We start from the raw sequence: 13,914 nt of genomic DNA, 5'->3' as shown, positions 1-13,914 counted from the left end.
GCGGGTCAGCGTCGCTGCAACACCTCGGGATTGGCGATCCGAATGGGCTGCCCGTCCAGCCAGGCCACCACTGACTCCACGGTGTCGGAGTAGAAGGCGCCGAGCATCTCGCGGGTGACGTACCCCAGGTGCGGGGACAGTGTCACATTCGGGAGCCGCCGCAACGGGTGATCGCGGGGCAGCGGTTCGATGTCGTACACGTCCAGCCCGGCACCGGCGATGCGCCCGGATTCCAGCGCGGCGAGCAGGGCCGCCTCGTCGACGATCGGGCCCCGCGACGTGTTGATCAGGTAGGCGTGCGGCTTCATCAGGGCCAGCTCGGTCGCGCCGACCAGCCCTCGCGTGCGCTCCGAGAGCACCAGATGGATGGAGACCACGTCGGAGGCCTCGAAAAGGCGGGCCTTCTCCACCCGCCGGGCGCCCACGCTCGCGGCGGCGTCTTCGGTCAGATTTTGGCTCCACGCAACGACTTCCATGTCGAACGCTTTGGCATAGTCGGCCATGCGTCTGCCGACCCTGCCCAGGCCGAGCAGGCCGAGGGTCTTGCCCGCCAGGGTCATGCCCGCGGCGCTCTGCCAGCCGCCGTCGCGCATGTGGCGATGCTCGTCGGCGAGATTGCGCACCGTCGCGATCATCAGGCCCCAGGCGAGTTCGGGCGTCGCATCGCGCATCGCCCTGAATCGGGGATGCGCGAAATCGGAATGGGCGACCAGGATCCCGCGCTCGGTGGCCGCGGCCAGGTCCAGGTTCGGCAGGCTCTTGCCGACGATGGTGATCAGCTTCAGGTTCGGCAGCCGCTCGATCAGGGTCCGCGGAAACGCCATCCGCTCACGCAGGGTGCACAGCACGTCGAACGGCCGCAGCGCTTCGGCGGCGGCGTCTTCGGAGAGGTGGCGATCGAAAACGGTTACGTCAGCACGGTTCTGCACCGGTGACCAGTCGGCGACCTGCAACGCCACCCCGGCATAGTCGTCGAGTATCGCGACCTTGGGCATGGCTCACTCGATCATCGCGTTGCCGTGCCCGTCAAGACCGGGCACGCTGGACCCATGGGCGTGGTGGTGATCGGCCAGATCGCACGCGATCTGGTGCTGCGTACCGATGGGCCGCCGACGCCCGACGATTCCGTCACGATCCGGCAGCGCAAGGAATTGCTCGGCGGCAAGGGCGCCAACCAGGCGGTCGGCCTGGCGCAGCTGGGTGTGCCGGTCGCACTCATCGCCGTCACGGGTGACGACGACGCCGGGAGGACAGTACTGGCGCGGGCCCGACGGGACGGCATCGACGTCGGCGGCGTCGCGCGCCGCGGCACCACGGCGCTGTTGATCGATGTGGTCGCCCGGCCGCCCGAACGCATGCTCCTCGAAGACGTGCCGGAAAGCTCGCTGGTTCAGGTCGCCGACCTCGATCGGTCAATCACTGTATTCGACGGCGCAGATACCGTTTCCCTTCAGCTGCAGCAGCCGCCCGCCACCGTCTTGGAAGCCGCGCAACGGGCGCGGCGGCGGGGGCTGCGCGTGGTGGCCGACGGCGCTCCCGCCCCGCACATCCGCGCCGAGCTGCTCGCGGCGGTGGACGTGATCCGGGCCGACGCCACGGAAGCCTCGCTGATCGCGGGCCGGGAAATCACCACGGCGAAGCAAGCCTTCGAGCTGGCCGCCCACCTGCTGACCTGCGGCCCGGGACTGGTCGCCGTCGCCGTTCCGAAGGTCGGTGACCTGGTGGCGTGGAATGGGGGCAGCGAGCTGTTCGAGTTCGCCGACGTGGACGTGGTCGATCCGACCGGCGCCGGTGACGCGTTCGTGGCCGGCCTGATCGCCGCGCTGCGCGACGGCGCCGCACCACCGGAAGCCGGCAAGCTGGCGGCCGCGGCCGCCAGCGCGACGGTCCAGCGCCTCGGCGGGCGGCCCGACCTGGCCGCGCTCAAGGCGTGATCGCGGGCGGATACGGCAGTTCGGTGCTGGTGTGGGGGTCGACGTACACCGGGCGGCCGAGGTACGGGAACGCGCGCTGCGGGCACGCGGGCCGGTCGCAGATCTTGCAGCCGGCACCGATCGGCACGATCGACTCCGCGTCGGCCAAATCGATGCCGACCGAATAGATCAGCTTCTCCGCGTGCGCGACGTCGCATCCCAGCCCGATGGCGAAGCTCTTGTCCGGGCCGAGGTAACGGCTCGGCTCCGTCGTGGTGGTCCGCGCCACCCAGAAGTAGGTGCGCGCGTCGGGCATCTGCGCGACCTGGGTCAAAAACTGGCCGGGTCGGGAAAACGCGTGGTGGACCACCCACAGCGGGCAGTTGCCGCCGACGCGGGAGAAGTGAAAAGCGGTGGCGGACTGGCGTTTAGAGATGTTCCCGGCACTGTCGGTGCGGACGAAGATGAACGGCACGCCCCGCGCGTTCGGGCGCTGCAGGGTGGACAGCCGGTGGCAGATGGTTTCGAAGCCGACCTCGAATCGCCTTGCGAGCTGGTCGATGTCGTAGCGGACGTGCTCGGCGGCGTCGAGGAATCTCAGGTAGGGCAGCAGCAGGGCGCCGGCGAAATAGTTGGCCAGCCCGATGCGCGCCACGCCGCGGGCGTCGTCGCTGAGCTGGTCGTCGCCCGCGATGATCCCGGTGATCAACCGGCCCTGGGTGAGTAGGGCGATCTGGGTGGCGAGCTGAAAGGCACGCTGGCCCGGATGCAGCCACCGGGCCAGGTACAGGGTTTTCGCTTCGGGCGCGAACAGGCGTTTGGAGTTGGGGTCCAACACCTGACCGTCGTCGATCACGACCGCGATGCCGAGCTTGTCGGCGAGCAGCTCCGCGAGCTGGCCGTCGAGTCCGCCGATTCGTAAGTGGTTCTCGTTGAACAGATCTTCGGCGGCGAGGTCCAGTTCGCCGATGTAGTTCTTGCGGTCGTAGAAGAAATCGCGAACCTCTTCGAACGGCATCGGCTGCTGGGACAGCGACGAGGTGTCCAAGACTTCCGAATTCGCGCGGCTGTGCAGGGCCTCCAGGTCCGCCGTCGTGTCGTGCAGCCGCCGGTGCAGGTTGACCAGGGTCTGACCGATCGCGGGCATGCGGGCGACGAGCTCCTCGACCTGCGCGGCCGTGGCCGGCGCCTCGGCGAGCACCTCTCGAAGGTCGGAAATCAGGCGGGCATCGGACTCCGGCGCAAAGTACTGGCTCGGCAGGTCGAATCGTTCGGTGAGGGTGAGCAATACCGGAACGGTGATCGGGCGCTGGTCATTTTCCAGCTGGTTGACGTAGCTGGTCGACAAACCCAGGACGCGCGCCAGCGCCACCTGAGTCAGCCCCTGCTCCTCGCGCAATCGCCGGAGCCGCGCGCCGGCGAACGTCTTCGCCACGGGTTTCACCGTACGCCCAGCCCCTTTCACAACATTCGCAAAACCATGCGGATAAGGACACAAGATTACGCTTTTACAGGGGATTTACGCCGTCCCACGTCCTGCGTACTGTGCGACTTATGCGCATTCATGATGTTCGGACCCGGCGCAGCGCCGACGACTTCCCTCGTAGTGAACACCTCGCCTGGAAGATCGCCGAGGTCGCGGCCGACCCGGTCGCCGTGCCCGCCGACGTCGAGGCGATGGTGATCAACCGCATCATCGACAATGCCGCGGTCTCCGCCGCTTCCGTGGTTCGTCGGCCGGTGGCGGTCGCGCGGGCCCAGGCGCGGGCACACCCCGCCGCGGCCAAGGGCGCCAAGGTTTTCGGGATCGAGGGTGACTACTCTCCCGAGTGGGCGGCCTGGGCGAACGGCGTCGCGGTGCGCGAATTGGATTTCCACGACACGTTTCTGGCCGCCGAGTACTCGCATCCGGGTGACAACATTCCCGCCCTGGTGGCGGTGGCGCAGCACCTGGGGATCGGCGGCGCGGACCTGATCCGAGGCATCGCGACCGGCTACGAGATCCAGATCGACCTGGTCAAGGGAATCTGCTTGCACGAGCACAAGATTGACCATGTCGCGCACCTGGGTCCGTCCGTGGCCGCCGGCCTGGGCACGATGTTGCGTCTGGACAAAGAGACCATCTATCAGGCGATCGGGCAGGCGCTGCACCTGACGACGTCCACCCGGCAGTCGCGCAAGGGTCTGATCTCGAGCTGGAAGGCGTACGCGCCGGCCTGGGCGGGCAAGGTCGCCATCGAGGCCGTCGACCGCGCCATGCGCGGCGAGGGCGCGCCGGCCCCGATCTGGGAGGGCGAGGACGGGGTGATCGCCTGGCTGCTTTCGGGGCCCGGGCACACCTATCACGTCCCGCTGCCCGAACCCGGCGAACCCAAGCGCGCCATCCTGGACAGCTACACCAAGGAGCACTCGGCGGAGTATCAGAGTCAGGCGCTGATCGACTTGGCGCGCCGAATGCGCGAACGGATCGGCGATCTGGACCAGGTAGCGACGATCGTGCTGCACACCAGCCATCACACCCATTACGTGATCGGCACCGGGTCGGGCGACCCGCAGAAGTTCGACCCGGACGCTTCGCGCGAGACGCTGGATCACTCGGTGATGTACATCTTCGCGGTCGCGCTGCAGGACGGCACCTGGCACCACGAGCGCTCGTACGCGCCGCAGCGAGCGCACCGGCCCGACACCGTCGCGCTGTGGCAGAAGATCTCGACGGTCGAGGATCCCGAATGGACCCGGCGCTACCACTCCGCCGATCCGGCGGAGAAGGCGTTCGGCGCGCGCGCGGAGGTCACCCTCAAAAATGGTGAGGTGATCGTCGACGAGCTCGCCGTCGCCGACGCTCATCCCTTGGGGGCGAGGCGGTTTGAGCGCAAGCAGTACGTCGGGAAGTTCGCCGAGCTGGCCGAGGGCGTGGTCGGCGAGGCCGAGCAGCAGCGGTTCCTGTCGGCGGCCGAAGCTCTGGCGGACCTGCAGGCGGGCGCTCTGGGTGCGCTCAACATCACGGTCGGTCCGTTGGTGCTCGACAAGGCGCCGACGATTCCGGCGGGGATTTTCTGATGAGCGGGCTGATCGGCGGTGTCGTGCCGGCGGCGGCGAAACGGGCGCGGTTTCGTGCCGCGCTGGAAAGCGGTCGGCTGCAACGGTTCCCGGGTGCCTTCTCGCCGCTGGTGGCCAAGCTCGTCGCCGAGCTCGGGTTCGACGGGGTGTACGTGTCGGGCGCGGCGCTCTCGGCCGACCTCGGCCTGCCCGACATCGGCCTGACCACCCTGACCGAAGTCGGCGGGCGCGGCGCGCAGATCGCGGGGGTGACCGACCTGCCCACCCTGATCGACGCCGACACCGGCTTCGGCGAGCCGATGAACGCGGCGCGCACCGTGACGGTGCTCGAGGACGCCGGGCTGGCCGGCTGTCACCTGGAGGACCAGGAAAACCCCAAGCGCTGCGGGCATCTCGACGGCAAGGCGGTGGTGCCGGCCGCCGAGATGATCAAACGGCTGCGGGCCGCCGTCTCCGCCCGCCGCGATCCGAATTTCATCGTCTGCGCCCGCACCGATGCCGCCGGCATCGAGGGGGTGCCGGCGGCGATCGAGCGCGCCAAGGCGTACGCCGACGCGGGTGCGGACCTGATCTTCACCGAAGCCTTGGGCAGCCCAACGGAATTCGAGCGCTTCCGCGCCGCGGTGGACACACCCTTGCTGGCCAACATGACCGAGTTCGGCAAGTCGCCGCTGCTGTCCACCCAACAGCTGTCCGACATCGGCTACAACGTGGTGATCTACCCGGTCACCACGCTGCGGCTGGCCATGCACGCCGTCGAGATCGGTCTCCGTGAAATCGCCGAAACCGGAACACAATCCGGCCTCACCGATCGGATGCAGCACCGCAGCCGGCTCTACGAGTTGCTGCGCTACGCCGACTACACCCAATTCGATTCCGACATCTACAACTTTACCGTGCAAGGAGTCGCGCCATGAGTACCGCCGAAGACAACAAGCCCCGCATCTATAAGGGCCTGGCCGGCGTCGTCGTCGACACCACGGCCATCTCCAAGGTCGTCCCGGAGACCAACTCCCTGACCTACCGCGGCTACGCCGTGCAGGACCTCGCGGCCACGTGCAGCTTCGAGCAGGTTGCCTACCTGCTCTGGCACGGCGAGCTGCCCGACGAACAGCAGCTGGCCCTGTTCACCCAGCGGGAACGAGCGGCGCGTCGGCTCAACCGATCCCAGCTTTCGCTGCTGTCCAAACTGCCCGACACCTGCCACCCGATGGACGTCGTGCGCACCTTCATCAGCTCGATGGGCGCCGAAGACCCCGACGAGGACGACAGCAGCCCGGCGGCCAACCACGCCAAGGCGCTGCGGATGTTCGCGGTGCTGCCCACCGTCGTCGCGGCCGACATGCGCCGCCGGCGCGGCCTGGAACCCATCGCGCCCCACAGCCACATGAGCTACGCGCAGAACTTCCTGCACATGTGCTTCGGCGACGTCCCCGAGCAGGTGATCGTCGACGCGTTCGAACAGTCGATGGTGCTCTACGCCGAGCACAGCTTCAACGCCTCGACCTTCGCCGCCCGCGTGGTCACCTCGACGCAGTCCGACATCTACAGCGCGGTCACGGCCGCCATCGGTGCGCTCAAGGGCTCGCTGCACGGCGGGGCCAACGAAGCGGTCATGCACGACATGATCGAAATCGGGAGCGCCGAAAGGGCTTCGGAGTGGTTGCGGGGCAAGCTGGATCGCAAAGACAAGGTCATGGGCTTCGGTCACCGCGTCTACAAGAACGGCGACTCCCGGGTGCCGACCATGAAGGAGGCGCTCACGCGGGTCGCCGCGGCGCGGGACGGCCAGAAGTGGCTCGACATTTACGAAGTCCTGGAAAAGGGGATGGCCGAGGCCAACGGCATCAAGCCGAACCTGGACTTCCCGACCGGCCCGGCCTATTACCTCATGGGCTTCGACATCGGGGCCTTCACGCCGATTTTCGTGATGAGCCGGATCACCGGGTGGACGGCGCACATCATCGAGCAGACCGCGTCCAACGCGTTGATCCGTCCGCTGAGCGAGTATGTCGGACCGCCGCAACGGGCTCTATCGTAAATACCGTGTTGACGAAAGTCCTGGTCGCCAATCGCGGCGAGATCGCGATCCGCGCATTCCGCGCCGCCTACGAGCTGGAAATGGCCACCGTGGCGGTCTACCCCTACGAAGACCGCAACTCGGTGCACCGGCTCAAGGCCGACGAGTCGTACCAGATCGGCGAGGAGGGCCATCCGGTCCGCGCCTACCTGTCGGTCGACGACATCGTCGCCACGGCGCAGGCCTGCGGGGCGGACGCGATCTACCCCGGCTACGGCTTCCTGTCCGAGAACCCGGACCTGGCGGCGGCGTGCGCGGCGGCGGGCATCACATTCGTCGGCCCGAGTGCCGAGGTGCTCGAGCTCACCGGCAACAAGTCGCGGGCAATCGCGGCGGCGCGGGCGGCGGGCCTGCCGGTGCTGGCCTCCTCGACGCCCTCGACATCGGTGGACGAGCTGGTGACGGCCGCCGAGTCGATGACGTTTCCGCTGTTCGTCAAGGCGGTCGCCGGAGGTGGCGGCCGCGGGATGCGCCGGGTCACCGACCCCACAGCGCTGCCGGAGGCGATCGAGGCGGCCAGCCGTGAGGCCGAATCCGCGTTCGGGGATGCCTCGGTATTTCTCGAGCAGGCGGTGATCAACCCGCGTCACATCGAGGTCCAGATCCTGGCCGACAATCACGGCAACGTGATCCACCTCTACGAACGCGATTGCAGCGTGCAGCGGCGGCACCAGAAGGTGATCGAAATCGCCCCGGCGCCGAACCTGGATCCACAACTGCGGATGAGCATTTGCGCGGACGCGGTGGCGTTCGCGGAAAGCATCGGCTACACGTGTGCGGGCACTGTGGAGTTCTTGCTCGACGAACGCGGCAATCACGTGTTCATCGAGATGAACCCCCGGATCCAGGTGGAACACACGGTGACCGAGGAGATCACCGACGTCGACCTGGTGTCCGCCCAGCTGCGCATCGCGTCCGGGCAGACGCTGGAAGAGATTGGCCTGCGCCAGGATTCGATCGTCCCACACGGCGCGGCGCTGCAATGCCGCATCACCACCGAAGATCCGGCGAACGGCTTCCGCCCGGACACCGGCCGCATCACCGCCTACCGCACCCCGGGCGGCGCGGGAATCCGGCTGGACGGCGGCACGACGCTGGGCGCGGAGATCAGCGCGCATTTCGACTCGATGCTGATCAAGCTCAGTTGCCGCGGTCGCGACTTCCCCACGGCCGTGCGCCGGGCCCGACGGGCGGTCGCGGAATTCCGCATTCGTGGTGTATCGACGAATATTCCGTTCCTGCAAGCGGTTCTGGACGACGCGGATTTCCAGGCCGGACGCATCACCACGTCGTTCATCGAGGAGCGCCCGCAGCTGCTCACGGCGCGCAGCTCGGCCGACCGCGGCACCAAGATCCTCAGCTACCTGGCCGACGTCACCGTCAACAAGCCGCACGGTGAGCGCCCGTCGACGGTGTACCCGCACGACAAGCTGCCCGACATCGACCTGTCGACGGACCCGCCCGCGGGATCCAAGCAGCGTTTGACCGAACTCGGGCCGCAGCGATTTGCGGCCTGGCTCCGCGAGTCACGCGGCGTCGCCGTCACCGACACCACGTTCCGCGACGCGCACCAGTCGCTGCTGGCGACCCGGGTCCGCACCACCGGCCTGCTCAAGGTCGCGCCCTACCTCGCGCGGACCATGCCGCAGTTGTTGTCGGTGGAGTGCTGGGGCGGGGCGACTTACGATGTGGCGCTGCGGTTCTTGAAAGAGGACCCGTGGGAGCGGCTGGCGGCGCTGCGCGAGGCGATGCCCAACATCTGTCTGCAGATGCTGCTGCGCGGGCGCAACACCGTGGGCTACACGCCCTATCCGGAGACGGTGACGACCGCGTTCGTCGAGGAGGCGACGGCCACCGGCATCGACATCTTCCGGATCTTCGATGCGTTGAACAACGTCGACTCGATGCGGCCGGCCATCGACGCGGTGCGCGAAACCGGGACGGCGGTCGCCGAGGTGGCGATGTCCTACACCGGCGATCTCAGCGATCCGGCCGAAACGCTTTACACACTCGACTATTACCTCAAGTTGGCCGAACAGATCGTCGAGGCGGGCGCGCACGTCCTGGCGATCAAGGACATGGCCGGATTGTTGCGCGCGCCGGCCGCCGCGACACTGGTCTCGGCGTTGAAATCCCGATTCGACCTGCCGGTGCACGTGCATACCCACGACACCCCGGGCGGGCAACTGGCGAGCTACGTGGCGGCCTGGCACGCGGGGGCCGACGCCGTCGACGGCGCCGCGGCCCCGCTCGCGGGGACCACCAGCCAGCCCGCGCTGTCGTCGATCGTGGCCGCCGCCGCCAACACCGAGTACGACACCGGGTTGTCGCTGCCGGCGGTGTGCGACCTGGAACCGTACTGGGAAGCCCTCCGAAAGGTCTACGCGCCGTTCGAATCCGGGCTGCCGTCGCCGACCGGCCGCGTCTACCACCACGAGATCCCCGGTGGCCAATTGTCGAACCTGCGCCAGCAGGCCATCGCGCTGGGACTCGGCGACCGGTTCGAGGACATCGAAAACGCCTACGCCGGCGCCGATTCCATCCTCGGGCACCTCGTCAAGGTCACGCCGTCGAGCAAGGTGGTCGGCGACTTGGCGCTGGCACTGGTCGGGGCCGGCGTCAGCGCGCAGGACTTCGCCGAAGACCCGGCGCGCTACGACATACCGGATTCCGTCATCGGCTTCCTGCGCGGCGAACTCGGTGACCCGCCCGGAGGCTGGCCGGAGCCGTTGCGCACCAAGGCATTAGACGGGCGCGGGCCGGCGAAGCCCGAGCAGCCGCTCACCGCCGACGATGAAAAGGCGTTGGCCGTGCCGGGCGCCGAGCGGCAGGCCGCGCTGAATCGGCTGCTGTTCCCGGGGCCGGCCAAGGAGCTCGACGATCACCGCGAGACGTACGGCGACACCTCGGGACTGAGCGCCAACCAGTTCTTCTATGGGTTGCGCCAGGGGGACGAACACCGCGTGGAGCTGGAGCGCGGTGTGGAGCTGCTGATCGGGCTCGAGGCCATCTCCGACCCCGACGAACGCGGCATGCGCACCGTGATGTGCATCCTCAACGGTCAGCTACGTCCGGTCGTGGTGCGCGATCGCAGCATCGCCACCGATGTGCCGGCGGCCGAAAAGGCCGACCGCACCAATCCCGACCACGTCGCCGCCCCCTTTGCCGGCGTCGTCACGGTCACCGCCGAGGTCGGGGAGGAGGTCGAGGCCGGTCAGACGATCGCGACGATCGAGGCGATGAAGATGGAGGCCGCCGTCACCACCCCGAAGGCCGGCAAGGTCGCGCGAATCGCGGTGTCGCGCACCGCACAGGTCGAGGGCGGCGACCTACTCGTGGTGATCGACTAGCAGCTGCCGTTGATCAGCGCGGCGCGCGCCAGCGTCTGCTCCGCCTGCTTCACGTGGGCGGCGTCAACCAGGACGCCGTTCACCCCAACGGCGCCGCGGCCCCTGGCCTCGGCCTCCCGGTAGGCGGCGACATTGGCTTCGGCGCGGGCGATTTCGTCGGCGGTCGGGGCGTATACCGCGTTGGCGACGGGCACCTGGTCGGGGTGGATCGCCCATTTTCCGGTGTAGCCGAGCAGCGATGCGCGCCGCGCGTCGCGCTCGTATCCGGAGAGGTCGCGGTAGTCGGGGTAGGGCGCGTCAATCGCGTCGATGCCCGCGATGCGCGCAGCGACGATCACCTTGTTGCGCGCGTAGGCCCAGAACTCGCCGGGATACTCGCCCAGCGGGACGAAGTTGGTGTCCACCCGGGCGCCCTGGGACAGCGAGAAGTCACCCACCCCGAAGATCAAAGCGTCCAGGCGAGGGCTGGCCGCCGCGATCTCCTCGGCGTTGGCCAGACCTTCGACCTCTTCGATCAGCACCTCAAGCCGAATCCGCTTGCCGAGGTTCAGTTTTGATTCCAGCTGTGTGAGCAGAACGTCCACCCACCACACGTCGCGGGCGGTGCGCGCCTTGGGGATTATGATGGTGTCGAGGTTGCGGCCGGCCCTGGTCACCACCTCGATGACGTCGTCGTGGCACCACGCGGTGTCCAGCCCGTTGATCCGCACCGCCCGCGCGGTGCGGCCCCAATCCAGGTCGTTGAGCGCGCTGATCGCCTTGCCGCGCGATTCCTCCTTGAACGCGGCGGGCGTCGCGTCCTCGAGGTCGAGGAACACCAGGTCGGCGCCGCACCCGGCGGCCTTGTCGAACATGTTGTCGCTGCAGGCGGGCACCGCGAGCTCGGAGCGGCGGAGAAGATTCGTCATCGTTCAATTTCCTTCCGTCACAACACGCCACGGGCGCGCAAGTCGTCGATTTCGTCGCGGCCCATGCCGAGCAGTTCCCCGTACACCTCGGTGTTGTGCTCGCCGAGGCGCGGTCCCAGATGCCCGACCGTGCCCGACGCCGACGAGAAGCGCGGAACGGGGGCCTGCACCGTCATGGGTCCGAGTTGTTGGTCGTCGACGGAGATGAACACCTCACGATGCGCCAGTTGCTCGTCGGCGACCAGGTCACTGATGTCATAAACGGGCGCCGCCGCCACCTCGTGCGCTTCGAAGGCTTCCATCGCCTCCGAAAGTGTCTTGGTGGCAACCCAATCGGCGACCACGGCATCGACCTCGCGGGCCCGTGCCAGCCGTCGCTGCGGGTCGGAGAAGTCGGCGTCGTCGAGTAGATCGTGGCGGCCGATCGCCCGGAACACCCGCAGCGCCAACGCCGGCGAACTGCCGGACATGGCCAGCCACTTGCCGTCCGCGGTGCGATAGGTGTTGCGCGGCGCCGAGATGTCCCACCGGTTGCCGGCCCGCTCGGGCACCAGGCCCAACTGGTCATAGCCCAGCAGCGTCTGTTCCAGCAGCCGGGCCAGCGGGTCGATCAGGTTGACATCGATCAGTTGGCCCGGCCCGCCGTGCACGTCGCGGTGATACAGCGCCATCATCACCGCGTAGGCGGCGTTCAGCGACGCGACGCCGTCGGCCAACATGAACGGCGGCAGGGTGGGCGGCGCGCCGGCCTGACCCGTGATGTGCGCGAACCCGCTCATCGCCTCACCCAGCGTGCCGAAGCCCGGGCGCTCACTCTTCGGCCCGCTCAGCCCGTAACCGGTGATGTGCAGCATCACAATCCGCTCGTTGACCGCGCGCAGGCTCTCATAGTCGAGCCCCCACTTGCGCAACGTCTGCGGGCGGGTGTTGAAGATGGCGACATCGGCGTGCTGCACCAGGCGGCGCACCAGCTCCTGACCCTCCGCGCACCGCAAGTCCAGCGTGATCGATCGCTTGTTGCGCGCAATCGACTTCCACATCAACCCGACTCCGTCGCGCTGGTTGCCCCAGCCGCGGATCGGGTCGCCGTGGCGCGGTTCTTCGACCTTGATCACCTCGGCGCCGAACTCGCCAAGGTAGGTCGCCACCAGCGGAGCGGCGGCCAGCGTCGCGAGGTCGAGCACCCGCAGCCCGTCAAGCATGGGCACCGGCGGCCACCCGGCTGTTCGAGGGACGCTGCAGCCCGAGGTGCCCGCGCAGCGTGGACGATTCGTATTCGGTGCGGAACAGGCCGCGCCGCTGCAGCTCCGGGACCACCATGCGCACGACGTCCTCGAACGCTCCGGGCAGATGCGTTGCGGCCAAGACGAATCCGTCGCAGGCGCCGATTTCGAACCAGTCGGCCATCTGATCGGCGACCTGTTCGCCGGTGCCGACGAAGCGGGGCCCCTGCAGCAGCGTGGCGCGATGGTTGGCGAGGTCGCGCAAGGTGACCGTGTCCCCGCCGATATGGGTGCGCAGGTTCTGCACCAGGCCGCGGATTCCGGAGGCGGAGGCGAGCAGTTCGTCGGTCACCGGGTCGTCGAGGTCGTGTTGCGCGAAGTCGTAATTCATCAGCTCGGACAGCAGCGTCAGCGACGCCATCGGATGTACGAGATCGTTGAGGAACATCGCCTCGCGATCCTTGGCGTGGGCCTCGGATTCGCCCACCACCGCGTAGGCCATGGGGCAGATGCGCACGGCGGCGGGATCGCGGCCCGCTTCGGCGATGCGGTCCTTTTGATCGGCGTAGTGGTTGCGTGCGACCTCGATGCCCGGGTCGCCGGTGAAGATCAATTCGGCCCACCGGGAAGCGAATTCGCGGCCCCGGCCCGACGATCCGGCCTGGATGATGACCGGCCGGCCCTGCGGGGTCCGCGGCACCGTCAACGGTCCACGGGCGGAGAAGAACTGGCCGACGTGTCCCAGCTCGTGCACCTTGCTGGGGTCGGCGAACTGCCCGGACGCCCGGTCGTGCAGGACGGCTTCGTCCTCCCAGGTGTCCCACAGGCCGGTCACGACGTCCATGAATTCGTCGGCGCGGTCGTAGCGTTCGTCGTGACCGAGGTGGGCGTCGACGCCGAAATTCTGCGCCTCGCTGTCGTTGACGGAGGTGACCACGTTCCAGGCCGCGCGGCCACCCGACAGGTGGTCGAGCGAGGCGAACGTGCGCGCCACATGGAACGGCTGGTAGTAGGTGGTCGAGTAGGTGGCGCCCAGCCCAATCTTCGACGTGGCCTGCGCCAGCACCCCGAGAATCACACTGAGGTCCAGCTTGACCGGGCGGGCGCCGTAATGCACGGCCTCGCCCACCGATCCGCCGTAGACCCCCGGCATGGCCAGGCGGTCGTCGAAGAACATCAGGTCGAAGCAACCCTCTTCGAGCTGGCGGCCGATCTTCGCGTAGTAGGACGCGTCCAAGTACCGGTGTTCGGTCGCGGGGTGCCGCCACGAGCCCGCGTAGACCGAGGTGCTGCCGGCCTGCATGAAGGCCACGAGGGCCATTTTGTCGGTGCGCATACTTGAAACGTAACATCTGATATTTCAGATATCAAATGCTAAAC

Annotated in this window: 10 protein-coding genes; 5 read left to right on the top strand and 5 right to left on the bottom strand. The window is 68.1% G+C overall.

Translation table 11 applies throughout. The features are described 5' to 3' along the window. Positions 1–5: 5 nt before the first annotated feature. Positions 6–995, bottom strand: a complete 990-nt coding sequence (locus AC0KS4_RS26455; RefSeq protein WP_225326086.1) for a D-2-hydroxyacid dehydrogenase family protein — start codon at positions 993–995, stop codon at positions 6–8. 54 nt (positions 996–1,049) lie between these two features. Between AC0KS4_RS26455 and AC0KS4_RS26450 the strand changes: the two genes are divergently transcribed. Continuing rightward, positions 1,050–1,934, top strand: a complete 885-nt coding sequence (locus AC0KS4_RS26450; RefSeq protein ID WP_255641338.1) for a ribokinase — start codon at positions 1,050–1,052, stop codon at positions 1,932–1,934. Here AC0KS4_RS26450 and AC0KS4_RS26445 read toward each other — a convergent pair. Further along, on the bottom strand, positions 1,924–3,357 hold the full coding sequence (locus AC0KS4_RS26445; RefSeq protein WP_238955595.1) for a short-chain fatty acyl-CoA regulator family protein: 1,434 nt from the start codon (positions 3,355–3,357) through the stop codon (positions 1,924–1,926). The genes AC0KS4_RS26450 and AC0KS4_RS26445 overlap by 11 nt on opposite strands. A 110-nt stretch (positions 3,358–3,467) precedes the next feature. Between AC0KS4_RS26445 and prpD the strand changes: the two genes are divergently transcribed. From prpD to AC0KS4_RS26425, 4 genes are read left to right on the top strand one after another with little or no spacing between them, the layout of a single operon-like run. Next, entirely contained in the window at positions 3,468–4,973 is a 1,506-nt protein-coding gene (gene prpD / locus AC0KS4_RS26440) for a 2-methylcitrate dehydratase PrpD (protein ID WP_238955594.1), read from the top strand. Continuing rightward, the gene (gene prpB / locus AC0KS4_RS26435; protein ID WP_225326082.1) at positions 4,973–5,890 is read left to right on the top strand and encodes a methylisocitrate lyase; all 918 of its coding nucleotides are present in this window, start codon (positions 4,973–4,975) and stop codon (positions 5,888–5,890) included. Before prpD ends, prpB begins: the two co-directional genes overlap by 1 nt. Further along, positions 5,887–7,014: a bifunctional 2-methylcitrate synthase/citrate synthase gene (locus AC0KS4_RS26430; protein ID WP_238955593.1), complete on the top strand. Its 1,128-nt coding sequence runs from the start codon at positions 5,887–5,889 to the stop codon at positions 7,012–7,014. Before prpB ends, AC0KS4_RS26430 begins: the two co-directional genes overlap by 4 nt. A 5-nt stretch (positions 7,015–7,019) precedes the next feature. Beyond that, complete coding sequence (locus tag AC0KS4_RS26425; RefSeq protein ID WP_238955592.1) at positions 7,020–10,403, top strand: pyruvate carboxylase; 3,384 nt, start codon at positions 7,020–7,022, stop codon at positions 10,401–10,403. Here AC0KS4_RS26425 and AC0KS4_RS26420 read toward each other — a convergent pair. Genes AC0KS4_RS26420 through AC0KS4_RS26410 form a run of 3 tightly spaced genes read right to left on the bottom strand, consistent with a single transcriptional unit; the run spans position 10,400 to position 13,870 of the window. Continuing rightward, positions 10,400–11,311 (bottom strand): HpcH/HpaI aldolase/citrate lyase family protein, encoded by a 912-nt coding sequence (locus tag AC0KS4_RS26420; protein ID WP_238955591.1) that lies wholly within the window; start codon positions 11,309–11,311, stop codon positions 10,400–10,402. The two genes, AC0KS4_RS26425 and AC0KS4_RS26420, sit on opposite strands and share 4 nt — an antisense overlap. A 17-nt stretch (positions 11,312–11,328) precedes the next feature. Further along, positions 11,329–12,513, bottom strand: coding sequence for a CaiB/BaiF CoA transferase family protein (locus tag AC0KS4_RS26415; protein ID WP_238957254.1), 1,185 nt, complete (start codon positions 12,511–12,513; stop codon positions 11,329–11,331). Further along, positions 12,506–13,870, bottom strand: a complete 1,365-nt coding sequence (locus AC0KS4_RS26410) for an LLM class flavin-dependent oxidoreductase (protein WP_472408539.1) — start codon at positions 13,868–13,870, stop codon at positions 12,506–12,508. The genes AC0KS4_RS26415 and AC0KS4_RS26410 overlap by 8 nt, the downstream gene beginning before the upstream one ends. Positions 13,871–13,914 lie beyond the last annotated feature (44 nt).

It is taken from the genome of Mycobacterium sp. NTMscope_MAC_12 (assembly GCF_976985675.1).
Note: the sequence above shows the minus strand (reverse complement) of the source record. Positions and strands in the feature narration are given on the sequence as shown.

Bases quoted from the DNA above. Each gene is read 5' to 3' on its own strand.
- AC0KS4_RS26455 (WP_225326086.1), bottom strand. From the start codon at position 995: ATGCCCAAGGTCGCGATACTCGACGACTATGCCGGGGTGGCGTTGCAG.
- AC0KS4_RS26450 (WP_255641338.1), top strand. From the start codon at position 1,050: ATGGGCGTGGTGGTGATCGGCCAGATCGCACGCGATCTGGTGCTGCGT.
- prpD (WP_238955594.1), top strand. From the start codon at position 3,468: ATGCGCATTCATGATGTTCGGACCCGGCGCAGCGCCGACGACTTCCCT.
- prpB (WP_225326082.1), top strand. From the start codon at position 4,973: ATGAGCGGGCTGATCGGCGGTGTCGTGCCGGCGGCGGCGAAACGGGCG.
- AC0KS4_RS26430 (WP_238955593.1), top strand. From the start codon at position 5,887: ATGAGTACCGCCGAAGACAACAAGCCCCGCATCTATAAGGGCCTGGCC.
- AC0KS4_RS26420 (WP_238955591.1), bottom strand. From the start codon at position 11,311: ATGACGAATCTTCTCCGCCGCTCCGAGCTCGCGGTGCCCGCCTGCAGC.
- AC0KS4_RS26415 (WP_238957254.1), bottom strand. From the start codon at position 12,513: ATGCTTGACGGGCTGCGGGTGCTCGACCTCGCGACGCTGGCCGCCGCT.
- AC0KS4_RS26410 (WP_472408539.1), bottom strand. From the start codon at position 13,870: ATGCGCACCGACAAAATGGCCCTCGTGGCCTTCATGCAGGCCGGCAGC.